We start from the raw sequence: 24463 nt of genomic DNA, 5'->3' as shown, positions 1-24463 counted from the left end.
CGCGAGCACAGGTCACCCATGCGCGGAAGCGGAGGGATTTGAACCCCCGGACGGTTGCCCGTCTTCCGCTTTCAAGGCGGATGCATTCGGCCGCTCTGCCACGCTTCCCTGGGGTGTGAGGGTAGCCGGTCAGTCGTCGGGAGTCTCGGCCAGCATGGCGCCGACGCGTTCGAAGACCTTGGCGATGGTGGCCTGCTGGGTCTCGGTGGTGAGGTTGATCATGTGGCGGCGGACGCCGTCGACGTGGGTGGGGGCGGCCTCGCGGAGTTTGGCCATGCCGGTGTCGGTGAGGACGGCGTAGACGCCGCGGCCGTCGCTGGTGCAGTTGTCGCGTTCGACGAGGCCGGCGCGTTCCATACGGGCGATCTGGTGGGAGACGCGGCTTTTGGAGGAGGCGACCTCGGAGGCGAGCGCGCTCATGCGCATGCGCTGGTCGGGGCGTTCGGCGAGGCGGACGAGGACTTCGTAGTCGGCGAGGGTGATGTCGTGGGCGTCTACGAGCTCGCGGTGCAGCTGGCCTTCCAGCAGGATGCTGGAGACGCGGTAGGCGCGCCAGGCGGCCATCTCGCCGGCGTCGAGCCACTGGGGTTCGCTCACCCGTCAAGGCTAACCGTCACGTCCCGTTCAGTCGCCGCCCCTGGCGTTGTCGCGGGTCACGGGGCACACTCCTGCGCCGAACGCTCGAACGGGGAGTCGGGCGCAGTCCGGAAGGATCCACATGATCGTTTTGGCTAGACGGCTCGGCGCGCTGGCGGTCACCGCCGCGGCGACGCTGACGCTGACCGGTGTCCCGGCGCAGGCGGCGCAGGCCCCGATCGACGTGCGCCTGATCGCGTTCAACGACTTCCACGGCAATCTGGAGCCGCCGGCCGGCTCGTCGGGCAAGGTGACGCTGTCGGACGGCACCTCGGTGGTGGCGGGTGGCGCGGCGTACATGGCGACGCATGTGCAGCAGCTGCGGACGAAGAACACCCTGGTGTTCTCGGCCGGCGACAATGTCGGGGCGTCCCCGCTCGCCTCGGCGCTGTTCCATGACGAGCCGACGATCGACTTCATGAACGACATCGGCGTGAACGCGTCGGCGATCGGCAATCACGAGCTGGACAAGGGCTACCAGGAGTTGCTGCGCAAGCAGTTCGGCGGCTGCGCGTCGGACGGCTGCCTGTTCGACAAGCCGTTCAAGGGCGCGAAGTTCCCCTACCTGGCGGCGAACATGACGTTCGACAACGGCCTGCCGGCGTTGCTGCCGTTCACTGTGGACTTCAGCGGTGGCGTGCCGGTGGGTGTGATCGGTGTGCCGCTGAAGGACCTGCCCAGCGTGACGTCGGCGGACGCGATCAAGGGCCTGAAGTTCGGCGACGAGGTGCAGGCGATCAACCGGTCGGCCGACCTGCTGGACCGGCTGGGCGTGAAGACGATTGCCGTGCTGCTGCACCAGGGTGACAACACCGAGGGCGGCGGCCCGGACGACTGCCGGACGAGCCCCGGCCCGGCGCTGGCGATCGCCAAGGCGGCCTCGGCCAAGGTGGACGTGATCTTCTCGGGCCACAGCCACCAGCAGTACAACTGCTCGGTGCCGGACCCGGCCGGCAACCCGCGGCCGTTGATCCAGGGCGCCTCGTTCGGCCGGCTGCTCTCGGTCGTGGACCTGAAGATCGACCCGCGCACCAAGGACGCGATCCGCGGCAAGACGGTGGCGCACAACGAGGTCGTCACGCGCGACGTGACGCCGGACCCGACCGTGCAGGCGTTGGTGTCGAAGGCCGTGACGCAGGCGGCGCCGATCGCCAACAAGGCCGTCGGCGCGATCACCTCGGACATTGTTGCGGCACAACAGGCTTCGGGTGAGTCGCCGCTCGGCGACGTGATCGGCGACGCGCAGCTGGAGTCGACGAAGTCGGCCGGCGCGCAGGTGGCGCTGATGAACCCGGGCGGCATCCGAGCGGACCTGAACTTCAAGTCCTCGACGGCGGGCGTGGCCGACGGGACCGTGACGTATGCCAACGCGTTCACGGTGCAGCCGTTCGCGAACATCCTGCAGACGGAGACGCTGACGGGTGCGCAGCTGAAGGCCGTGCTTGAGCAGCAGTGGCAGCCGCAGCCGGACGGCTCGGTGCAGACCAAGATGCTGCAGATCTCGTCGAGCCTGCACTACACGTGGTCGGCGTCGGCCGCGGTCGGCTCGCGGATCACGTCGATCACCGTTGACGGCCAGCCGGTGACCCCGGACGGCAGCTACAAGGTGACCGCGAACAACTTCCTCACCGGCGGCGGCGACGGCTTCACGGTGTTGAAGCAGGGCGCCGGCATCGTCGGCGGCGCGATCGACCTGGACGCGTTCACGGCGTACCTGACGGCGCACCAGAACCTGGCGCCGCCGGCCTCCGACCGGATCACGCGAACGTCCTGACCCTGTGTGACCAGCACAATCAACCGATTCAGGTACCGCAGGGGGGTTGTGATCAAGGTCACGTAGGAGCAAGCTCGGAACACGGATGGACCAGCGGGAACAGGTTTCGTGGACTACCGGGAAGGGACCAGGTGGTTGCATGGCGGAAGAGCTTCGCTGTGACGGTCGACGAGTCGGCTGCACCCTTGCGGCCGGGTTGGTCGGTGCCTGTCCGGTCGCGACTGTGAGCAGCACGAGCTAGGTCTCGGGTGCGCAGCGCCGAGGGGCGTTGGTCCTTCGTTCGCGCACGTCGACGATGTTGAGCCCCACATCGGATGCGTTTCACGGCGCACCTGGTGAGGTTCCACGCCAACCTCGCGACGACCGCGACCGTCACTTTTCCGGTAGGACCTGGGTGCGGTGGCCTTCGGGGGCACCGCACCCAGGCATGTCCGGGGTCCGCCTATGGTGGACGTCGTCGATCCGGACCGGGAGGACTTACCGTGCAGTTCAACGACGACGCGGAGCTGGACACCTCGCAGGTCCAGGACTACCGGGGCTCGGGTGGCGGCGGCGGGGGCGGGGGCTTCCCGCTGGGCGGCCTGGCGCTGGGCGGCGGCGGCCTCGGCATCGTCGGCCTCGTCCTGTGGCTCGTGATCAGCCACTTCGCCGGCGGCGGCGGGTCCAACCAGCTGACCGGGCAGCCCAACAACAACCAGATCAACCAGTGCAAGACCGGCGCGCAGGCCAACGCCAGCCAGGATTGCCGCGACGTCGCGCTCGTGAACTCGATCCAGGCCTACTGGCAGGACCAGTTCGCGCGGTCGAGCAAGACGTACCGCAAGGCCACCACCATCTTCTTCACCAGCCGGCAGCAGACCGGTTGTGGCACCGGCACCACCGGCATGGGGCCCTTCTACTGCCCGGCCGATCAGCACGTGTACATCGACCTGAGCTTCTTCAAGGAGCTGCAGACCCGGTTCGGCGCCACCGGCGGTCCGTTCGTCGAGGGTTACGTGCTCGCCCACGAGTACGGACACCACGTGCAGAACCTGCTCGGCACGTCGAAGAACATCGGCAAGGGCAGCGGCGCCACCTCCGGCTCGGTGCGGCTGGAGCTGCAGGCCGACTGCTACGCCGGCGTGTGGGCCAACCACGCCACCAGCACCCCCGGCGCCAACGGCAAGCCGCTGATCAGCAATGTGTCGCAGCAGGACATCACCAACGCGCTGGACACCGCCTCCCGCATCGGCGACGACTTCATCCAGAAGAACCTGGGCAACGGTCAGGTCAACTCCGGCTCGTTCACCCACGGCACCTCGGCGCAGCGGCAGCACTGGTTCACCACCGGCTACCAGAGCGGCAACCCGGCCTCCTGCGACACCTTCAACACCGACAACCTGGGCTGAACCCCGCGAGTCCCGCCGACAGACACACCGAATGCCTGAAACAAATTCACGCAGTTCGGTGTGACGCTGAGCGGGACTCGCCGGGGTGTCAGGCGATGAGCAGGGGGAGGCAGGCTTCTGCGCCTTCGACGGTGAGCTTCCAGGCGGGGCGGAGGAAGTCGGCCGCGGTGAGGAGGAGGCGCTGCTGGACGGCGGGGGCGCCGCGGCGGGAGTCGCGGAGGGTGCCGTCGTCGAGGTAGCCGAGGGAGCGGCTGACCTTCAAGGACGCGGCGTTGTCGGTGTAGGCGGAGGTGCGGGCCTGAACGGCCCCGAGGTGGTCGAAGGCGAAGGCCAGGACTGCGGCGCGCATCTCGGTGCCGTAGCCGTGGCCCTGGAACGCACGCCCGAGCCACGAGCCGGTGGAGACCTCGCGGGTGACGGCGAAGTCGGAGGCCATCAGGCCCTGCTCGCCGATGACACGGCCGTCGAGGCGGATGAGGAAGTGCACGTGCCAGTCGGAAGGCCGCAGTTTGGCGCGCTCGGACCAGTAGTAGCGCAGGTTCTCGAGGCCGAGGCGGTCGGCGGGAACGTCGGTCCAGGGCACGGAGAAGGGCATGAACTCGGGGTCGTGCACGCCGGCGCGGGCGACGTCGATGAGCTCGTGCAGGCCGGCGTCGTCGTCGGGGCGCAGTTCGAGTCGAGGGGTGCGTAGCACCAGGTTCCGCAGTGGCCAAGCCTCCATGACGTGATGGTGCCCGCGAAGCGCCCACGGGACCAGCGGATTACGGTCAGAGCCATGCAGGCGATCACGATCAGGCAGCCGGGCGGCCCGGAAGTGCTGGAATGGACGGAGGCGCCGGATCCGACGCCGAAGTCGGGCGAGGTTCTCGTCACCGTGGCGGCGACGGCGGTGAACCGGGCGGATCTGTTGCAGCGCCAAGGGTTCTATCCGCCGCCGAAAGGCGCGTCGGAGATTCTGGGGCTGGAGTGCTCGGGCACGATCGCGGCGCTGGGTGAAGGCGTCGAGAACTGGGCGGTGGGCGACGAAGTGTGCGCCCTGCTGGCCGGCGGCGGCTACGCGCAGAAGGTCGCGGTGCCGGCGGAACAGCTGCTGCCGCTGCCGAAGAACGTGGACCTCGTCGCGGCAGCCGGCCTGCCGGAAGTGGTGTGCACGGTGTGGTCGACGGTGGTGCAGACCGCAGGTCTGAACGCCGGGCATGTGCTGCTGGTGCACGGAGGGGCGGGCGGCATCGGGACCTGCGCGATCCAGATCGGCAAGGCGCTCCAGACAACGGTGATCGTCACAGCGGGGTCGGACGAGCGCCTCAAGCTCTGCCGAGAGCTGGGCGCGGACGTCACGATCAACTACAAGACCCAGGACTTCGTCGAAGAGGTCAAGAAGGCCACGGACGGCCACGGCGCGGATGTGGTGCTGGACAACATGGGCGCCTCCTATCTGGACCGCAACATCGACGTGCTGGCCATGGACGGCCGCGTGGTCAACATCGGCATGCAGGGCGGTGTGAAGGGCGAGCTGAACATCGGCAAGCTGATGGCCAAGCGCGGCGGGGTGCTGTCGGCCGGCCTGCGCGCACGCCCGATCACGGGCAAGGGCAGCAAGGCGGACATCGTGAAAGACGTCCGCGAGAGGCTGTGGCCGCTGGTAGAAGCCGGCGCAGTGAAGCCGATCATCGGCCGCACGCTGCCGATGGCGCAGGCGGCGGAGGCGCACCGGGCGCTGGAGGCATCGGACGTGTTCGGCAAGGTCGTGCTCACGGCGTGAGCAGGGCGTAGCCGATCGTCTCCTCGTTGCGGAAGCGGAGCGCGAACTCCCGCCGCCAGCGGTCCATGACGGTCAGCTCGCCGGGGCGCCCGATGTCGTCCAGCAGCACGGCGGCGCCGGGCGCCAGCACGCCGCGGAACACGGGCATGGCGGGGTAGCGGATGAGGTCGCTGCCGGAGGGCCCGTCGACCAGCAACAGGTCGACCAGCCCGTACCGGTCGACGTACTCCGCCACCTCGTCGTGCACGACCTCGGGCTGGTACCAACTGCCCGAGCCGATGGCGGCGGGGTGCGGCGACAGGGGCACGTGCACGACGCGGGCCACGTGTCCGAGGCCCTCACGGCGAAGCTGGCTGGCGACGAAGGCGGCCTGGCGCTCGTCGTGTTCCAACGACAGCAGGTGCCCGAAGCCCCGCCGGTGCAGCAGCCGGGCGATCAACACCGAAGCGGCGCCGCAGCCGCATTCCACCAGCACGCTGCGGGCCCCGAGCAGCACCTCGTCGAGCAGCACGGTCAACGCCGCCGGCCGCAGGTCGTCACGGGTGAACGGCAGGTACTCGGTCAGCAGCGGCGTCAGCCGGATCCAGGCCGAGACGTCGGCCAGCGCACGGCTATCCAATGTCGGCCAGCGCGCGGATCAGCTGGTCGACCTCCATCTGGTTGGTGTAGTGGGCCAACCCGATGCGCACCGCCCCGCCGATCTCGCCGACGCCGAGCACGGAGAAGACGCCGTTCTGGCCGGGGTCGGCGAAGGCGCACACGCCGCGTTCGGCGAGGTGCTCCACGGCCTCGACGGCCTTCACCCCGGTCACGGTGAACGCGAGCGACGGCACGCGCCGCATGGCGTCGCCGATCACCATCGCGTTGCGGGACCAGCGCAACTCGTTGATCAGGTGGGCCAACAGCCCGGCTTGGTAGGACTTCATGGAGCCCAGCGAGGCCAGCAGCCGTTCCCGGCGCGGCCCGACGGCGGCGTCGTCCAACGCGGCCAGGTAGTCCACGGAGGCGACCAGCCCGGCCAGCAACGGATACGGATGCGGCCCCAACTCCAACCGCTCCGGCCCGCGCGCGCCGGCCTCCAGGGCGACGGAGGGCAGCCGGTCGAGCAAAGTGGCGTCGCGGAAGACCAGGGCGCCGACGGGCGGTCCGCCCCAGGCGTTGGCCGACACGGACACGATGTCCGCGCCCATGGCCACGATGTCCAGCGGCATGAACGGGGCCGCCGACGACGCGTCCACGACGACCAACGCGCCGGCGTTGTGCGCGATCTCGGCGATCTTGGGCAGATCCGGCCGGGTGCCGACCGCGCCGGAGGCGGCGGTGATGGCGACGACCTTGGTGCGGGCGGAGACCAGCTCGTCGTACTGCCAGGCCGGCAGCTCGCACGTCTCGATGTCGATCTCGGCCCAGCGGACCGTCCCACCCGAACGCTGGGCGGCGCGCTGCCAGGGCGAGACATTGGCCGGATGGTCCAGCCTGGACACCACGACCTCGTCGCCGAGCAGCCAGCCGTCGCCGAGCGCGTCGGCCAGCCGTTGCAGCAGGACCGCCGAGCTGGTGCCGAGCACGACCCCGGCAGGGTCGGCTCCGGCCAGGTCGGCGACGGCCCGCCGCGCCGCGTCCACGATCGCCTCCGCGCGCTGCGAGGCGGGAAAGATGCCGCCCGGTCCGGAGACCGGGGCCCGCAGCGCGGTGGAAACGGCGGTCGCGACCTGCTCGGGCACCTGCATGCCCGCCGGTGAGTCGAGGTGCACCCAGCCGTCGCCGAGAGCGGGGAACAGCCCACGGACCCGAGCGACGTCGAACGCCATGGCACACACCGTAGGCGAGCACGCAGCGCAGCGGCACTCCCGGGTGCCAGGATGGAGGCATGACAGCGCCCAACGACAGCGAGTCCAACGGCACCGGACCGCAGCACATCGTGGTGATGGGCCCGGACGGAGCCCAGCTCGGCTCCGCGCGGGTGCCGTCTGCCGACGAGGCCGAGGCCGGCCAGGACGTGAGCAACCTGGTCGAGCAGCCGGCCAAGGTGATGCGGATCGGCACGATGATCAAGCAACTGCTGGAGGAGGTGCGGGCCGCGCCGCTGGACGACGCCTCCCGCAACCGCCTGCGGGAGATCCACAAGGCCTCCATCACGGAGCTGGAGGACGGCCTGGCGCCGGAGCTGCGCGACGAGCTGGAACGCCTGTCGCTGCCGTTCACCGACGACTCCACCCCGTCCGACGCCGAGCTGCGCATTGCTCAGGCCCAGCTGGTCGGCTGGCTGGAGGGCCTTTTCCACGGCATCCAGACCGCCCTGTTCGCCCAGCAGATGGCCGCCCGCGTGCAGCTGGAGCAGATGCGCGGCCGCGCCCTGCCGCCGGGGATGAGCGCCGCGGAACCGGACGCCCAGCACATTCGGGGCAGCGGCCAATACCTGTAGCACTCGCCGGCAACCACGGCAGTCGCGAGGCCGCGCCGGTGCCTGGACCGCGGGCATTTCTCGATCGAGTCTTTCCATCGATCGGGAAATGCCAAGGGAAGGCACCGGCTACCCGGCGGCCGAGCCCCGCCCGGGACGGGCGGCACGAACACAGCCGGTACCCTCGTTCCTCGTGCATCCCTCAAGCACCATCGACCGCCCCGCGGAACCGCCGTTGGCGCCCTCGACCCGCAGCTGGTCGCGCGCCTTCGCGGACATCCGCACCGGCCTGGCCAACCGGCAGCTGTGGGCCCACCTGGGCTGGCAGGACATCAAGCAGCGCTACCGCCGCTCGGTGCTCGGCCCGTTGTGGATCACCATCGGCATGGGCGTCACCGCGCTGGGCACCGGCCTGCTGTACGGCTTCCTGTTCCACGCGAACACCGCGACATTCCTGCCCTACGTCACGGTCGGCTTCATCGTCTGGAGCTTCCTGAGCGGGTGCCTGCTCGAGGGCCTGCAGACCTTCATCTCCAACGAGGGTCTGATCAAGCACCTGCCGGCCCCGCTGTCGGTGTACGTGTTGCGCACGATCTGGCGGCAGACGCTGCTGCTGGTGCACAACCTGATCGTCTACGTGATCGTGGCGCTGATCTTCATCAGCCATCTGATCCACCCGTACTCGCTGGCCGCCGACGGCGGCGGCACGATGCAGCCGGGCATCAGTTGGTCGATCCTGCTGGCGATTCCCGGCTTCCTGCTCATCGCCGTCAACGGCGGCTGGGTGGCGACGCTGCTGGGCATCATCAGCACCCGCTACCGGGACATCCCGCAGGTGATCAACGCGATCATCCAGCTGCTGTTCTACGGCACGCCGATCGTCTGGTCGATCGACACCCTGGGCACGGCCAACCGCGATCTGGGCCAGACCGTGCTGGACTGGAACCCGCTCTACCACCTGCTCCAGGTCATGCGCGGCCCGCTGCTCGGCCAGGAGGTGGCGCCGCTGAGCTGGATCGTCACCATCGGCATGGCGGTCGTCGGGTGGGCGCTGGCCCTGGTCTTCATGAAGAACTACCGTGCCCGCATCTCCTACTGGGTGTGAGTGAGGCTTTCTGCAATGGTCAGCATCGACGTCTGGAACGCCTCGGTCGACTTCCCCATCTTCGACGCCAAGACGCGCTCGTTGAAGAAGGCGGTGCTCGGCAAGGCGGGCGGCCGGATCGGCACCGAGAACCGGGTGCCGATCATCGAGGCGCTGCGTGACATCACGCTGTCGCTCAAGCACGGCGACCGGGTGGCCCTGGTCGGCCACAACGGCGCGGGCAAGTCCACGCTGCTGCGCATGCTCGCCGGCATCTACGAGCCGACGCGCGGCTCGGCCCAGATCAACGGCCGGGTCGCCCCGGTGTTCGACCTGGGCGTCGGCATGGACCCGGAGCTCTCGGGCTTCGAGAACATCATCATCCGCGGCTTGTTCCTGGGCATGACCCGCAAGCAGATGGAAAAGCGGATGGACGACATCGCCGAGTTCTCCGAGCTCGGCAACTACCTGTCGATGCCGATCCGCACGTACTCCACGGGCATGCGGGTCCGGCTGGCGCTGGGCGTGGTCACGTCCATCGACCCGGAGATCCTGATCCTGGACGAGGGCATCGGCGCGGTCGACGCGGCCTTCCTGGACAAGGCCCGCGACCGGCTCAACGACCTGGTCAGGCGGTCCGGCCTGCTGGTGTTCGCGTCCCACTCGGACGAGTTCCTGATGGAGCTGTGCAACACCGCGATCTGGATGGACCACGGCCAGATGAAGATGCAGGGCGGGCTGCGCGAGGTCCTCACCGCGTACAAGGGCCGCGACCCGTTCGAGCACATGTCGCAGGAGACGCTGGAGCGTCTGGGCCTGACCGGCGACCCGGTGCTGCCCAACGGTGACACCGCATGAGCACCCGGCGCCTGCCCAAGGGCGCGGTGGTCGCGGTCATCGTCACGCACAACCGCCGTGAGCTGCTGTCCAACTCGCTCAAGGTGATGGCCGCCCAGACCAAGCCGATCGCGCACCTGGTCGTGGTGGACAACGACCCGGAGCACTCGGCCAAGGACCTGGTGGAGTCCTGCGGCATCCCCACCACCTACCTGCTCTCGCAGCGCAACCTGGGCGGAGCCGGCGGCTTCGCGCTGGGCATGCTGACCGCCCTGTCGCTGGGTGCGGACTGGGTGTGGCTGGCTGACGACGACGGCCGCCCGGCCGACGAGAACGTGTTGCAGATCCTGTTCGAGGAGGCGACCAAGCGGGGCTTGGCCGCCATCTCGCCCGTGGTCGCGGACATCGAGGACCCGGACAAGCTGGCCTTCCCGCTGCGCCGCGGCCTGACCTGGAAGCGCGACGCCGGCGAGCTGGGCGACGACTTCCTGCCGGGCATCGCCTCGCTGTTCAACGGCGCGCTGTTCCGGGCCGAGGCCCTGGACGTGGTGGGCGTGCCGGACTACCGGCTGTTCTTCCGCGGCGACGAGGTCGAGGTGCACCGCCGCCTGGTCCGCAGCGGGCTGCCGTTCGGCACCAGCCTGCGCACCCAATACCTGCACCCCAACGGCAGCGGCGAGTTCAAGCCGATGCTGGGCGGCCGGTTCCACGCGCAGGACCCGGAGAACGACGTCAAGCGCTACTACACGTACCGCAACCGCGGTTACCTGCTGTCCCAGCCGGGCCTGCGCCACCTGGGCCTGCTGGAGGTGGCCCGGTTCGGGCTGTACTTCCTGACCGTGCGCAAGGATCCGAAGCTGTTCGCGCAGTGGCTCAAGCTGGTCCTCCAGGGCCGCCACGAGCGCTTCTACCGCAGGTAGATCCCGGTCATTCACCCACAAGGCCCCCGCCGAAAGCGGGGGCCTTGTGCATGACCTTGAGACCGCACCCCCAGACTTGCTCAAGGTATTTCCGATGCCCCCGGCTTACGTTTCTCCCGACACACAGCCGGGAATAAGGAAACAGGGGGAAACAATGCTCGGTCGGATCGGTTCGACAGCCGTGGTCGCCGGGATTGTCTTTTCCGCATTCGCAGCGCAGGCGTCGGCGACCACGACCCAACCGGACCAGGCCTGCCCGGTGCCGGCCAGCCGGGACATCGCGGTCACCCGCTCCGTTTACCGCACGGGCGTGGGCCTGGGCGCGTCCGACAAGGTGCTGCTGGCCGGCTTCGAGGCCGGCTGGGTCGAGTCCCACATGAAGAACCTGACCTGCGGGGACCGGGCCTCGCTCGGCGTCTTCCAGCAGCAGGTGGGCTACGGCTGGGGCACCGCCGACGAGATCATGGACCCGGTGCACGCGGCGACCGAGTTCTTCACCCGGGCCAAGGCGTTGGAGCCCAGGTTCGCGCACGACACGGCCGGGCACCTCGCGCAGGCCGTGCAGATCTCCTGCTGCCCCGAGCGCTACGACCAGGCCCGTGGCATCGCGCAGAAGATGTTGGACGAGGTCAGGGCGCGGCCGGCGGCTGCCGCCACGACCAAAGCCGCCAGCTCCTGGACCGTGTCCGTCACGGTCGACGACACGCACAGGACCGCCGTGGTCGTGACCGACGGCACCGGCCGCAAGGTGACCGTGACCGTCTCGGCCGACGGCCGCCCGCAGGTCTCTGACCAGGGCTGATCGGCTTGAGGCCGGCCGGAGCGGCGACCTCAAGGTTTCCTCAAGGTTTCCTCACGACCGCTCCGTAGGGTTGTCGACATCAGGCTCGGGAAGGGTCGTTCCGGTTCTAGAGGGGAGAATCGGAACGACTTTTCCCGGCGCCGGATATCACTAACCGCCACTAGCGAAAAGTCGTTTCCACGGGGGGAGATCCGGTGGCCCGCAGGACGTTCTCCATCAGCCAGATCGCCGACATTCTCGACCGCTGGCAGCGCGGCGATTCCACCAGCAGCGTGGCCGAGGCCGTGGGCGTGGACCGCAAGACGGTGAAGAAGTACACCGACGGCGCGGTGGCCGCCGGCATCCGCCCCGGCGGGTCGCCGCTGAGCCTGTCGGAATGGTCCTCGCTGATCGCCCGCCAGCACCCGACCATCCTCCAGCCCCGCCTGCGCCGCACCACCTGGCAGGAGCTGGACAGTCACCGCGAGTACATCCGCGAGCTGCGGGCCGCGGGCCTGCCGCAGGAGCGGATATGGCGGCGGCTGCACACCGAGCGCGGCGTCCGCTGCAGCCTGGCCTCGCTCAAGCGCTGGGTCGGCGGCAACGATCTTGAGCTGTGGGAGCGGACCGCTAGCTGATTTGTAACAAATGCCGTGACCTGCGGCGATACCCTTGATGCTGGGAATTCGGTGACCGGGACCGCCTTGACAGGCGACGTTGTCCACAGCACCGTGACTCTTGCAGCACTAAGGGGGATGGATTTGCGCTTTCGGCTGCTCGGTTCGGTCGTCGCGGTGTCGGATGCTGCCGTCGTCGAGGTGAGTGGTCGCAAGCCACGGGCCCTGCTAGCGGTGCTGGCGCTCAGTGCCGGCCGTGTCGTTCCGGCCGACACCCTGATCGATGTGCTGTGGGGAGATAACCCGCCGGGCAGTGCCCGCGCCGGTCTGCACTCCTATGTCTCGACCCTGCGCCGCACGTTGGGTGAGGGCACGATCCAGCGCCGACCGGCCGGCTACGAGCTGACGGTGCCGCCGACGGATGTCGACGTGCACGAGTTCGCCGCGCTGGTGACGCAGGCCCGGCAGGACCTGGCGGCGGGCCGCTTCGGAGTGGCCGAGCGGGGCCTGGAAGCGGCGCTGGCGCTGTGGCGGGGCACCCCGCTGGGCGGCGTGAGCGGCGAGTGGGCGGAGCGCGAGAGAGACCGGCTCCAGCAGCAGCGGCAGGCGGCGATCGAGGACCGGATGGAGGCCCAGCTGCGGCTCGGCCAGGGTCCGCGGCTGATCGCCGAGCTGTCCGGCCTGGTGGCCGAGGATCCGCTGCGTGAGCGGCCCCGCGCCCAGCTGATGATCGCCCTCTACCAGGCGGGCCGGCAGGCCGAGGCCCTTGCGGCGTACGAGGCGGGCCGCCGGCTGCTGATCGAGGAGCTCGGGGTCGAGCCGAGCCCGGAGTTCCAGGCGGTGCACGGACGGATCCTGCGTGGCGAGGTGCCGGCCCCGGTGGCCGAGGTCGAGGCGCCGGTGGCGGTGGTGGTTCCCCAGCCCCGCACGGACGCCGCGCCCCAGCAGCTGCCGTCGGATCTGCCGGACTTCACCGGCCGCGACCAGCAGGTCGACCGGCTGGTCCGGCGGCTGACCGCCGACACCAGCTCCACCAAGATCAGCGTGATCGCCGGCCAGCCCGGCGCCGGCAAGAGCTCGCTGGCCATTCACGTGGCGTACCTGGTGCGCGAGCAGTACCCGGACGGCCAGCTGTACGTGAACCTGCGCGGCGTGCACTCCTCCTCGCTGGACCCGGCCGAGGTGCTGGCCCGCTTCCTGCGGTCGCTGGGCGTGCCGCCGCAGGCCGTGCCGGAGAGCCTGGAGGAGCGCGCCGACCTGTACCGCACGAGGCTGTCCGACCGCCGCGTGCTGGTGCTGCTGGACGACGCCGCGGACGAGCGCCACGTGCGTCACCTGCTGCCGGGCGGCCCGGGCTGCGCGGTGCTGGTGACCAGCCGTCGTCGTCTGCCGGCGCTGGCCGGCGCGGCGCACGTCGACCTGGAGGTCTTCCCGCAAACCGAGGCCACCGCGTTGTTGGAACAGCTGATCGGGGCCGAGCGCATCGCCGAGGACCCGGCCGCCGCGGCGGAAATCGCGCAGCTGTGCGGGCATCTGGCGCTGGCGGTGCGGATCACCGGGGCCCGGCTGGCCGCCCGCCCGCAGTGGCCGCTGCGGCTGCTGGCGACCCGGCTGCGGGAGCGGCACCAGCTGCTGGACGAGCTGTCCGCCGGCGACCTGGAGGTGCGCGGCAGCCTGCTGCTCAGCTACGAGGGCCTTGAGGAGGCCGACCGGCACGCCCTGCGGCTGCTGGGCTGGCTGGGCACGATGGAGTTCGCGTCCTGGTTCGTGGCCCCGCTGCTGGACCTGACGGTGTCGGCCACCGAGCGCATCCTGGAGCGGCTGGCCGACAGCTACCTGCTGGACACGATCCTGGTCGACGCGGCCGGCTCGCCGCGCTACCAGCTGCACGACCTGACCCGGGCCTTCGCGGTGGAGCGGGCCGAGGCCGAGGAGACGCGGTCGGACGCCACGGCGGCCCTGGAGCGGGTCATCCACTGTGCCGTGACGATGATCGACGAGGCGACCGCGCGCATGCCCCGCGGCACCGCCACGCACATCAGCGGCCGGCCCCGCTGGCATGCCCCGGATCCGGTCACGATGGCCCGGCTGGTGGCCGATCCGGCCGGCTGGTTCGACGCCGAGCGCGCGGTGTTCGTGGCGCTGGTGGAGCGGGCCAGCGAACTGGGCCTGGTGATGTCCTCGACCAGCCTGGCCGCGGCGCTGTCCTCCTCGGCGTTCACCGCCCGCAACCAGTTCGACCAGTGGTGGCAGACGCATTCGGCCGCGTTGCAGGCCGCGGACCTGGCCGGCGACGAGGCCAGCAAGGCCTCGCTGTACGTGGGCCTGGGCCGGCTGCGGTTGGAGCAGGACCGGTTCGACGAGGCCGACGACTACTACAGCCGCGCGCTGGCGATCTACGAGGGCCTGGCCGACGAGAGCGCGCTCGTCCTGACCAAGCTGGAGCTGGCCAGCGTGCAGCGGGAGCGCGGCGAGCTCAGGGACGCCGCGCGCACGCTCGTGGAGGTGCTGCCGGCGCTGGCCGACGCGCACTCGCCGCAGATCGAGGCGCGCGCGTGGCACAGCCTGGGCATGACGCTGACCGAGCAGGGCTCGTTCGAGGCGGCGCTGGTCGAGCACGACCGCGCGCTGGCCCGGTACACGGAGCTGGCGGACCGGTTCGGGCAGGCGTTGGTGCAGCGCTCCATCGGCATCACCCACCGCGCGGCCGACGATCTGGCCGCCGCCGAACGGTTCTGCGGCTCGGCGCTGCGGCTGATGACCGAGCTGGGCGACACCCACATGCTCATCTACTCCTTGCAGTCGCTGGCCAAGGTCCGCATCCGGCAGGGCCGCGGCGAGGCCGAGCGGACGGCCCTGTTGGACGGCCTGGAGAAGTGCCGTGAGCTTCAGGACGGCTTCGGGCAGGCGCTGCTGCTGCGGACCCTGGGCGAGCTGGACCTGGCCGCCCGCCGGTTCGGCGACGCCGAACAGCACCTGGAGCGGTCGCTGCAGTGGTGGACCGCGTTGTCGCTGCCGCTGTGGCAGGCCCGGACCATGCGGGACCTGGCCACGCTGCTCGACGCGACCGGCCGCCGCGAGCAGTCGGACGCCACGTGGTCGGCGGCGCTGAAACTGTTCGAGCGGCACGGCAGCCACGAGGCCGGCGAGCCCCGGCCCCGGTTGTCCGGAGGCATTACCCCGGCCCGGTCGCCGCTGTAGGGTCGCCCCGGTGACGCCGCCGCAGTCGGCGCGATCAAGGGTGGGAAATTGGTGCATACAGGAAGATTCCTGGCATTCACGGCCGTTGTGGCGGCCGGTGTCGCGGCCACGGTGATCCCCGCTTCGGCAACGGGCGCGCGGCCGAACATCGTGCCTTCGGCCGCGGGCGCGGCCTTCACGCCGATGAGCCCGACCCGGGTGCTCGACACCCGTGACGGCACCGGCACCGGCGGTGCGGCGGCCCCGGTCGGCGCCAACGGCACCGTCAAGCTGGACCTGTCGGCGGCGATCCCGGCCGGGGCGACGGCCGTGGTGTTCAACCTGACCGCGGCCGACGTGACCGCCAGCACCAGCATCACGGCGTGGCCGGACGGTGAGGCGCAACCGGTCTCCTCCAACCTGAACCTGGTCGCCGGGGACGTCCGCCCGAACCTGGTGACGGTGGCGGTCGGGGCCAACCGGACGGTGGATCTGTTCAACCACTTCGGTTCCGTGGACCTGATCGCCGACCTCGCCGGCTACTACGCCACCGGCAGCGGCTCGCGGTTCACGTCGATGAGCCCGACCCGGGTGCTGGACACCCGTGACGGCACGGGCACCGGCGGCGCGAAGAACCCGGTGGGCCCCAACGGTGTCGTGTCCCTCGACCTGTCCGCGGTGCTGCCGAGCACGGCCACCGCGGCGGTGTTCAACCTGACCGGCACCGACACCACGGCGTCCACTGTGGTGATCGCCTATCCGGACGGGACGAACCGGCCGAGCGCATCCAACCTGAACCTGGTCGCCGGGCAGACGGCCCCGAACCTGGTGACCGTCGCGGTCGGCGCCAGCCGCAAGGTGGACCTGTTCAACCTCAGCGGCAGCGTGAACCTGATCGCCGACCTCGCCGGCTACTACGCCACCGACCGGGGCAACCCGTTCCACTCGCTGACGCCGGTGCGCGCGCTGGACAGCCGTGACGCCAACGGAAACTCCGTGAACCCGTACGGCCCGAACACCGCCCGGCCGCTCGACCTCACGCAGTGGCTGCCGCCGACGGCCGCGGCCGCGGTGTTCAACCTGACCGGCACCAACACCTCCGCGTCCACTGTGGTGACGGCCTATCCGGACGGCACCGCGCGACCCGGCGCGTCCAACCTGAACCTGGTGGCCGGCCAGACCGCGCCGAACCTGTCCATCGTGGCCCTCGGCAGCGACGGCGCGATCCAGCTGTTCAACCTGTCCGGCACCGTGGACCTCATCCTCGACGTCGCCGGCTACTTCGGCCCGGCCCCGCAGGCATGTGACTCCGGCTGCGTGTTCGGCACCGGCGACAACACGCACGCGCAGCTGGCCAACGGCAGCATCGGCGGCTCCACCACGGGCACGATGCCCATCGCCGGCCTGAACCACGTGACCGCGTTGGCGGGCGGCGACTACAACGCCTACGCGCTGCGCAGCGACGGCACCGTGTGGGCCTGGGGCGACAACACCGTGCACGAGCTGGGCAACGGAAAGGCCACCGGCTACTCCACGGTGCCGTACCCGGTGTCCGTATTGGACGGCGGCGTGACCGCCATCGCCGCCAACGGCTTCAACGCCTACGCACTGCGCAACGGCAGCGTGTGGGCGTGGGGCGACAACACGTACGGCCAGCTGGGCACCGGCAACACCGCCCCCACCACCGTTCCCAAGCGCATCACCACACTCACCAACATCAAGCAGGTCGCCGCTGGACAGGCCACCGCCTACGCGCTGGACAACAACGGCGCGGTGTGGGCGTGGGGCCGCAACGCCAACGGCGAGCTGGGCAACGGCACCACCACCGACCAGAGCACCCCGGTGCAGATCCTGACCGGTGTCGCCTCCATCGCCGCCATCTGGACCGGCGGCTACGCCGTGAAGACCGACGGCACGGCGTGGGCGTGGGGCGCGAACGTCTTCGGTGGACTCGGCAACGGCGGGACCGCCGACGCCAAGGCTCCGGTGCAGATGGCCCTGCCCGGCGGCGTGCAGAAGATCATCGGCGGCGCCGGCTTCACCGCTTTCGCCATCAAGTCCGACGGCTCGGCGTGGGCGTGGGGTGACAACACCGACGGCCAGTTCGGCAACGGCACCACCGGCAACACGTCCTCGACCCCGCAGTCGGTGCCCACCGTCAACGAGAGCTGGCGGATCGCCCTCGGCAACGGCGGCGCCATCGCGACGGCCTCGGACGGCAAGGCGTGGGCGTGGGGCGCGGGCATCGGCCCGACTCCGTTGCCGAGCACCAATGTCGGCGCGGCCAGCGGGGTCGGCGCCGGCGCGACGGCCGCCTACCAGCTGGTTCCGTCCCCTCTGCCCAGCTGACGGGTGCGGGCCCCGCCCGACCGTTCGGGCGGGGCTCTGCCGTCAACGGACAAGAACCCGGCTGGCGGTGTCCGCGCGTCATCGACTGGCTACCGTGGGAAATGCGTAAGGTGATCCATCTCAGCCGACCCGCCGGAGGCGATCATGACCGAAGCGCAGGCCGCGGACGCCGGTGGACTGCCCCTGACCGGCGGTCCGGACTTCCCGATCGGCATCTTCTGGACGCCGCCGCCGGACCAGACGACCCAGGCCCGGTACCAGGAGATCCGGGACGCCGGTTTCACCTTCGTGATCACCGGCAACTACCTGGACGACGGCAACATCATCGGCTGGGCCCTGCAACAGGCCGACCAGGTCGGGCTCAAGGTGCTCATCTCCGATGACACCCAGATCCGCAACCTGACCCGCTGGTTCACCATCAGCGACGACCGCTCGGTGCCGATGTCCATCACCACCGGCGACGGCCGCACCCTGATGCAGCGCGCCCTGGACGCCTACGGCGGCCACCCCTCGTTCGCCGGCTTCAACATGTTCGACGAGCCCTGGCCGGACCTGTTCCCGTCGCTGGGCCGGGCCATGGCCATCGCCCGCGCGCTGCGCCCGACCATGTTGCCGTACACGAACATCGCCCCGGACCTGGGCAATCCGCCCGGCGCCTACGCGCAGTTCGTGGAGAACTTCATCCAGACCGTGCAGCCGGCGCTGCTGTCGTTCGACCGCTACCCGATCCTGTCGTCCGGATTGGACACCGGCTACTTCTCCAACTGGGCCACCATCCGGCAGGCCGGCCTCAACCACGGCCTGCCCACGTGGACGTTCATCCAGTCGGTCGGCAGCAACACCTTCCGCGCCACCAACGGCGCCGAGATGCTGTGGCTGATCAACGTCAGCCTGGCCTACGGGGCCAAGGGCATCCAGTACTTCACCTACTGGACGCCGGATCCGGCCCGTGGCGAGGGTTTCGGGCCGGCCATCATCGACCTCAACGGCCGACGCACCGAGCGCTACCGGGCGGCGCAGCAGATCAACACCGGCTGGCTGTCCCCGGTCGGCCGGCAGCTCAAGCCGCTGGTGTCCGAACAGGTCTCGCACTTCGACGACCCGGCGCAGCCCGACGGCGTCACCGCCTTCGCCGCGGACGACGTGCTGACCGCGGTCAGCGGCGACCCGGTGATCATCGGCCGGTTCCGCAGCGCCGACCCGGGCGACCGCACCCGCTGGCTGCTGATCGTCAACCGGCAGTACGACCGCCCGGCCTCGGCCACGCTGTCCCCGGTGCCGGGCCGGTTCGGCGGCATCACCCAGTTCGACCCGCGCAGCGGGACCTACCGCCAGGTGCAGAACGACCGGATCACCGTTTCGCTGAGCGCCGGCGAGGCCGCGCTGTACCGCCTGAGCTGACCCACAACACGAAACGGCCCCCGCCCCGGATATCCGGGACGGGGGCCGATCGCTTGCTCAGGGGCTACTTGGTGAAGACCTTGCCCCACGACTCGACCGAGGTCAGCTCCGGCAGCGCGTCGCGGTAGATGCGCTTCATCCGGGGCCACTCGGCGGCCAGCCGCCGGTAGTTGGACAGGACCCGCTTGCCCAGCTCGCGGAACTCCTTCGGGTCGCGGTGCCGGAAGGCCACCCCGCTGCCGTCCGCGTTGGACACCGTGGCGCTGTCCAGGTTGCCCAGCAGGAACCAGCGCGCGTTGGTGGCCGGCACGTTGATCTGCGGCCGCTCCGCGGCACCCGGGTCCGGGTCCTTCAGGTTGTGCAGCAGCGCCTCGAACGCCTTGACCATGATCACCGCCGGGTTCACCGGCGGCCGCAGCATGTGCTCGGCGCGGACCATGTCGAAGGTCGGCGGCGGGAACTCCCGGGCCGACGGCACCGTCTTGGCGTCGCTGTAGTTCTTGCGCAGCGCCTGCACGTCCGGCAGGGCCGTGCGCATCGACTCGAACAGGCGGTCCGGCCCGGCCAGGAAGTCCTCGATGGCCTTCTGCTGCAGCGCCACCGTCGAGTACTCCATGGACAGCAGGTGCCGCAGCGACAGCTTCAAACCCTGCTGCACCAACGTCTTGCGCACGTCGTACGGGCTGTGCAGCGCGGCCAGGATCAACCGGTTGCGGGTGTGGAAGTAGGCCTGCCAGTCGGTGGCGTCGTTCTTGTCCGTCCACGGCATGTGCCACACCGCGGAACCGGGCAGGCTGACCGTCGGGTAGCCGTGCTCCTGGGCCCGCAGCGAGTACTCGGCGTCGTCCCACTTGATGAACAGCGGCAGCGGCATGCCGGTGCGCTGCACGACCTCACGCGGGAACAGGCACATCCACCACCCGTTGTAGGTGACGTCGATGCGGCGGTGCACCTTCTTGGACTTGCGCAGCGTCTTCGAGCCGAAGTCGTGGTCGGTGACGGCGCCCGGCGCCGCCCGCCAGTAGCAGGAGCCGAGGTCGATGACCTCGCCGAAGCTGTGCAGCCGGGATCGCGCCTGCAGGTTGAGCATGTGGCTGCCGACGATGACCGGCTGGGTGGCGGCCCGCGCGAAGGCGTTGGACCGCAGCAGCGCGTCCGGCTCCAGCCGGATGTCGTCGTCCATCAGCATGATCTGGTCGACGTCGCTGTTGACCAGCGACTCGTACATGCCGCGGCCGAAGCCGCCGGAGCCGCCCAGGTTGGCCTGCTCGATGACGTGCAGCCGGTCGCCCAGCGACTTGGCCGCCTCGGCGAAGCCCTCGGTGTCGCGCACCCGGACCGCGCCCTGGTCGGCCACGAACACCTTGTCCAGCACCGACAGCACGGCCGGGTCCTCGCCGAGCGTGCGCAGGGCGATGACCGCGTCGACCGGGCGCATCGTGGTGATGGCCACGGCCACGGACTGCCGGGGCAGATCCAGCGGCGTGGTCCAGGCGCCGTCCTTGATGTCCACCGTGGAGTCGTCGGTGAACACGTCGAACCACAGCCAGCCGCCGTCCTCGAACGGGGTCAGCGCGACCTTCACCTCGGCCGTCGTCCACGCCTTCGGGCTGCGCACCGGCAGGCCCTCGATGTGCACGGTGTCGCCGTTGGGCTTGGACCGGTACACGTCGATCCGGCCGGAGCCGCGCACGGTCAGCCGCAGCACGACCTGGTCGACCCGGGTCCACCGCTTCCAGTAGCTGGCCGGGAACGCGTTGAAGTACGTGCCGAACGACACCTTGGCCGACCGCGGCACGGTCACCTCGGTGCGCGCGCTCACGTGGCTGTGCGAGTTCTTCGACTCGTCCAGGTACAGCGGCCTGACGTCGAGCGGGTCCTCGTCGCGCGGCAGGATGACCCGCTGCAACACGGTGCCGTTGCGGACCGCGGGCTTCTCGGCGGACCGCTCCGCCGAGCCACCCCGCTTGGCCGCGGGCGTCGGCTGCCCGATGGTCGTCTGCTCGGTCACGATCAGTCCTCCAACGAGCCGTTCGGAGTGCGGCCCTCGACGAAGTACGGGGTGATCTTGTTGTCGAACATGCTCAACGCCGAGCCGATCGCCATGTGCATGTCGAGGTACTTGTACGTGCCCAGGCGCCCGCCGAACAGGATGTTCTTCTCGGCCGCCTCGGCCTTGGCCAGCTCCCGGTACTGGAGCAGCTTGGCCCGGTTTTCCTCGCTGTCGATCGGGTAGTACGGCTCGTCGCCGCTCTCCGCGAACCGCGAGTACTCACGGACGATGACCGTCTTGTCCGTGGGGTAGTCGCGCTCCGGGTGGAAGTGCCGGAACTCGTGAATCCGGGTGTACGGCACGTCGGCGTCGTTGTAGTTCATCACGGAGGTGCCCTGGAAGTCGCCCACCGGCAGGACCTCGGTCTCGAAGTCCAGCGTGCGCCAGCCCAGCTCGCCCGCGCTGTAGTCGAAGTACTTGTCCAGCGGGCCGGTGAAGATGGTGAGCGTCTTGGCCGGGATCTGGTCGCGCACGTCGAAGTAGTCGGTGTTGAGCTGGACGTCGATGTTCGGGTGGTCGGCCATCTTGTTCAGCCAGGCGGTGTAGCCGTCGACCGGCAGGCCCTCGTAGAGGTCGTTGAAGTACCGGTTGTTGAACGTGTAGCGGACCGGCAGCCGGGTGATGATGGCCGGCGAGAGCTCGGTGGGCTCGGTCTGCCACTGCTTGATCGTGTAGCCCTTGATGAAGGTCTCGTAGAGGGGGCGGCCGATCAGCGAGATCGCCTTCTCCTCGAGGTTGCTGGCCTCGGCGGTGTCGAACTCCGAGGCCTGCTTCGAGATCAGCTCGCGCGCCTCGTCGGGCGTGTGCGACTTGCCGAAGAACTGGTTGATCAGGGCCAGGTTCATCGGGAACGAGTAGACGTCGCCCTTGGCGCGGGCGAAGACCCGGTGCTGGTAGTTGGTGAACTCGGTGAACTGGTTCACATAGTCCCACACCCGCTTGTTCGAGGTGTGGAACAGGTGCGCGCCGTAGCGGTGCACCTCGATGCCTGTCTCGGGCTCGGGCTCCGAGTAGGCGTTGCCGCCGATGTGCTCCCGGCGGTCGAGCACCAGCACGCGCTTGTTCAGCTGCGTCGCGGCGCGCTCGGCCACGGTCAGGCCGAAGAAGCCGGAACCGACGATGATCAGGTCATAGCCCTCGAAGCTCACAGCGAGCCAGGGTACCCGGGTCACCGTGGGTCACCGAATCGACCATGACCCAGGGCATCTTACCCCTAGCGACCTCGGGTGAAGGCACGATCGGGCTAACTCCTAGACTGCGGCCGAGTGCCTGAGTGACGACGTGACGAGGTTCTTCGATGAACTGGTGGGACGCCGTTCCGGTCGCATTGGCGTCCGCCGGCTGGTTGCTCGTGCCCGGAGCGCTGATGACGTGGCTGGTCGGCCTGCGCGGGGTGGCGGCGTGGGGCATGGCCCCCACGCTGAGTGTCGCCGTGGTCAGCACGGCCGCCGTGGTCGCCGGCAAGCTGGGGATCGACTGGGGTGTCGGCACGCCCGCCGTCGCCGCCGCCATAGCCGTGGTCATCACGGGCGTGGTGGCGCTGGCGCTACGCGGCCGGTCCCGCGGCACCGTGATCTCCGATCCGCGGCCGGTGACCCTGGCCGGCCTGCTCGGCGTGCTGCCGGCGGTGGTGTTCGGCGCGGCCGTCGTGGTGCTGGGCATGGGCCGCCCGGACGAGCTGTCACAGACCTTCGACGCCGTCTTCCACTACAACGCCATCGCCTACATCCTCGACGCCCACAACGCGTCGTCGCTGACCATGGGCACCCTGGGCAATCCGATCGCGCCGCCGAGCTTCTACCCGGCCGGCTGGCACGACTTCGCCTCGCTCGGCGTGCTCAGCACCGGCACCTCCATTCCGATCGCCGCGAACTCGCTGACCGGCGTGCTGGCGGTGCTGGTCTGGCCGCTGTCCTGCGTGCTGCTGGTGCGCCAGATCGTCGGCCGCAACACCGTGGCGCTGGCCATCACCGGCCTGCTCAGCCTGGGCTTCAGCCAGTTCCCGTGGGCGCTGCTGTCCTTCGGCGTGCTGTGGCCCAACACCCTGGGCCTGGCCCTGGTGCCGGCGGCCATCGCCGTCGTGCTGTCGCTGTCGGGGCTGGCCCGTGACGACGTCATCGGGCGCGGCCGGGCCTGGGTGATGGCCCCGTTCGTGCTGCTGGCCGGCGGCTTCGCCCACCCCAACTCGCTGTTCAGCATCATCGTCATCGCGGTGTTCCCGCTGTTCACCGGCATCTGGCGGTGGTCGCGGCGGATGCGCGAGGAGGGCCAGGGCCGTCGGGGCGCCATCGGCCTCACCGTGGCCATCGTGGTGTTCCTGGCCGGCTGGGCGTTCGTCGCCACCTCGCCCGCGTTCAAGACCGTCCGGACCTTCTACTGGGCGCCGTTCGAGACCACCGCGCGGGCCCTGGGCGAGGTGCTGCTGCTCGGCACCAACGGCCGCATCTCGCTGTGGGCGGCGGCCATTGCCGTGATCGTCGGGCTGGTCCTGGTGTGGCGGATGCGGGACCAGCGCTGGCTGGTCGGCGCCTTCGTCACCGTCGGCCTGATGTTCATGCTGACCGCCGCGGTGAACCGCCGGTACACCCAGTTCATCACCGGCTACTGGTACAACGACTCGTTCCGGCTGGCGGCGATCCTGCCCGTGGTCACGGTGCCGCTGCTCATCGTGGCCATCGTGACCGTGGCCGGCTGCCTGAAGAAGTGGCTGACCGAGCGCCCGAAGCCGCGGCTGGGCCGTCTCGGCGCCTCGGCCACCGGGCTGACGATCGTGCTGGCGCTGCTGGTGGTCATCGGGGCCAAGGGCCTGTACTTCGGCAACCTGGTCGAGACCGTGGCCTTCACGTACACGCGGGTCGAGGACTCCCCCAACGACACCATGGTCGACCACCGGGAGCAGGCGTTCTTCACCCGCCTGTCGTCCGAGGTGCCCAAGGACGCGGTCATCGCCAACAACCCGTGGGACGGCAGCGGCCTGATCTGGGCGCTGGCCGACCGCCGTCCGCTGTTCCCGCACCTGGACATCGCCTGGAGCGCCGAGCAGCGCTACCTGGCCCAGCACCTGGTGAACGCGGCCGGCGACCCCACCACGTGCAAGGACGCCCGTCTGCTCAAGGTGGACTACCTCGTGGTGGCCGAGCAGCACTTCTGGCCGACCGACGCCCGGATCAAGACCTACCCCGGCATCGTCGACCCCGGCAACCGTCCCGGCTTCCAGCTGGTCGACTCGGACGGCGACCTGAAGCTGTACAAGCTCACCGCCTGCTGACACCGACAC

Annotated in this window: 19 protein-coding genes and 1 tRNA gene; 13 read left to right on the top strand and 7 right to left on the bottom strand. The window is 70.0% G+C overall.

Annotation, left to right across the window (positions count from 1 at the left end):
• Nucleotides 1-23: 23 nt before the first annotated feature.
• Together AB0M73_RS24895 and AB0M73_RS24890 are read right to left on the bottom strand one after the other, a co-directional pair.
• Nucleotides 24-108, bottom strand: a tRNA-Ser gene (locus tag AB0M73_RS24895).
• A 21-nt stretch (nt 109-129) separates the two neighbouring features.
• A complete protein-coding gene (locus AB0M73_RS24890; protein WP_363894818.1) occupies nt 130-564 on the bottom strand; it encodes a MarR family transcriptional regulator in 435 nt (144 codons plus the stop codon).
• Between the two features lie 154 nt (nt 565-718).
• Here AB0M73_RS24890 and AB0M73_RS24885 point away from each other — a divergent pair, with 154 nt between their 5' ends.
• Entirely contained in the window at nt 719-2410 is a 1692-nt protein-coding gene (locus tag AB0M73_RS24885; protein WP_363894616.1) for a bifunctional metallophosphatase/5'-nucleotidase, read from the top strand.
• Nucleotides 2411-2892: 482 nt separating this feature from the next.
• On the top strand, nt 2893-3798 hold the full coding sequence (locus AB0M73_RS24880; RefSeq protein ID WP_363894613.1) for a neutral zinc metallopeptidase: 906 nt from the start codon (nt 2893-2895) through the stop codon (nt 3796-3798).
• Nucleotides 3799-3886: 88 nt separating this feature from the next.
• Here AB0M73_RS24880 and AB0M73_RS24875 read toward each other — a convergent pair whose 3' ends face one another.
• Entirely contained in the window at nt 3887-4519 is a 633-nt protein-coding gene (locus AB0M73_RS24875; protein ID WP_363894610.1) for a GNAT family N-acetyltransferase, read from the bottom strand.
• Nucleotides 4520-4573: 54 nt separating this feature from the next.
• On the opposite strand from AB0M73_RS24875, the gene AB0M73_RS24870 reads away from it, so the two are divergent.
• Entirely contained in the window at nt 4574-5560 is a 987-nt protein-coding gene (locus AB0M73_RS24870; protein ID WP_363894607.1) for an NAD(P)H-quinone oxidoreductase, read from the top strand.
• Here the strand turns inward: AB0M73_RS24870 and AB0M73_RS24865 are convergent.
• A complete protein-coding gene (locus AB0M73_RS24865) occupies nt 5550-6179 on the bottom strand; it encodes a class I SAM-dependent methyltransferase (RefSeq protein WP_052395405.1) in 630 nt (209 codons plus the stop codon). The two genes, AB0M73_RS24870 and AB0M73_RS24865, sit on opposite strands and share 11 nt — an antisense overlap.
• Complete coding sequence (locus AB0M73_RS24860; RefSeq protein WP_043720242.1) at nt 6172-7371, bottom strand: cysteine desulfurase-like protein; 1200 nt, start codon at nt 7369-7371, stop codon at nt 6172-6174. Before AB0M73_RS24860 ends, AB0M73_RS24865 begins: the two co-directional genes overlap by 8 nt.
• 59 nt (nt 7372-7430) lie before the next feature.
• Here AB0M73_RS24860 and AB0M73_RS24855 point away from each other — a divergent pair, with 59 nt between their 5' ends.
• The 9 genes from AB0M73_RS24855 to AB0M73_RS24815 all read left to right on the top strand — a co-directional run bounded on the left by AB0M73_RS24855 (nt 7431) and on the right by AB0M73_RS24815 (nt 19133).
• Entirely contained in the window at nt 7431-7985 is a 555-nt protein-coding gene (locus AB0M73_RS24855) for a bacterial proteasome activator family protein (RefSeq protein ID WP_363894603.1), read from the top strand.
• A 172-nt stretch (nt 7986-8157) separates the two neighbouring features.
• Nucleotides 8158-9069, top strand: coding sequence for an ABC transporter permease (locus AB0M73_RS24850; RefSeq protein WP_363894600.1), 912 nt, complete (start codon nt 8158-8160; stop codon nt 9067-9069).
• A gap of 15 nt (nt 9070-9084) precedes the next feature.
• Nucleotides 9085-9906, top strand: coding sequence for an ABC transporter ATP-binding protein (locus AB0M73_RS24845; RefSeq protein ID WP_043720249.1), 822 nt, complete (start codon nt 9085-9087; stop codon nt 9904-9906).
• Nucleotides 9903-10805, top strand: coding sequence for a glycosyltransferase family 2 protein (locus AB0M73_RS24840; protein WP_363894597.1), 903 nt, complete (start codon nt 9903-9905; stop codon nt 10803-10805). Before AB0M73_RS24845 ends, AB0M73_RS24840 begins: the two co-directional genes overlap by 4 nt.
• A 154-nt stretch (nt 10806-10959) precedes the next feature.
• The gene (locus AB0M73_RS24835; protein ID WP_363894594.1) at nt 10960-11607 is read left to right on the top strand and encodes a hypothetical protein; all 648 of its coding nucleotides are present in this window, start codon (nt 10960-10962) and stop codon (nt 11605-11607) included.
• Between the two features lie 194 nt (nt 11608-11801).
• On the top strand, nt 11802-12224 hold the full coding sequence (locus AB0M73_RS24830) for a hypothetical protein (protein WP_043720255.1): 423 nt from the start codon (nt 11802-11804) through the stop codon (nt 12222-12224).
• 117 nt (nt 12225-12341) lie between these two features.
• Complete coding sequence (locus AB0M73_RS24825; RefSeq protein WP_363894590.1) at nt 12342-15404, top strand: BTAD domain-containing putative transcriptional regulator; 3063 nt, start codon at nt 12342-12344, stop codon at nt 15402-15404.
• Between the two features lie 51 nt (nt 15405-15455).
• A complete protein-coding gene (locus AB0M73_RS24820; RefSeq protein ID WP_363894587.1) occupies nt 15456-17732 on the top strand; it encodes a hypothetical protein in 2277 nt (758 codons plus the stop codon).
• A gap of 144 nt (nt 17733-17876) precedes the next feature.
• Nucleotides 17877-19133, top strand: a complete 1257-nt coding sequence (locus AB0M73_RS24815) for a hypothetical protein (RefSeq protein ID WP_363894584.1) — start codon at nt 17877-17879, stop codon at nt 19131-19133.
• 64 nt (nt 19134-19197) lie between these two features.
• Here the strand turns inward: AB0M73_RS24815 and AB0M73_RS24810 are convergent, their stop codons facing one another.
• On the bottom strand, nt 19198-21144 hold the full coding sequence (locus tag AB0M73_RS24810; protein ID WP_363894581.1) for a glycosyltransferase: 1947 nt from the start codon (nt 21142-21144) through the stop codon (nt 19198-19200).
• A 2-nt stretch (nt 21145-21146) separates the two neighbouring features.
• Nucleotides 21147-22334, bottom strand: a complete 1188-nt coding sequence (glf, locus tag AB0M73_RS24805; protein ID WP_198047311.1) for a UDP-galactopyranose mutase — start codon at nt 22332-22334, stop codon at nt 21147-21149.
• Between the two features lie 149 nt (nt 22335-22483).
• Between glf and AB0M73_RS24800 the strand changes: the two genes are divergently transcribed.
• On the top strand, nt 22484-24454 hold the full coding sequence (locus AB0M73_RS24800; protein WP_363894577.1) for a DUF6541 family protein: 1971 nt from the start codon (nt 22484-22486) through the stop codon (nt 24452-24454).
• The last annotated feature ends 9 nt before the right edge of the window (nt 24455-24463 follow it).

Origin of the sequence: Kutzneria sp. NPDC051319 (assembly GCF_040682195.1) — a bacterium.
GTDB lineage: Bacteria > Actinomycetota > Actinomycetes > Mycobacteriales > Pseudonocardiaceae > Kutzneria.
The sequence above is the reverse complement of the archived record's forward strand: the minus strand, read 5'-3'. Positions and strand labels throughout refer to the sequence as shown.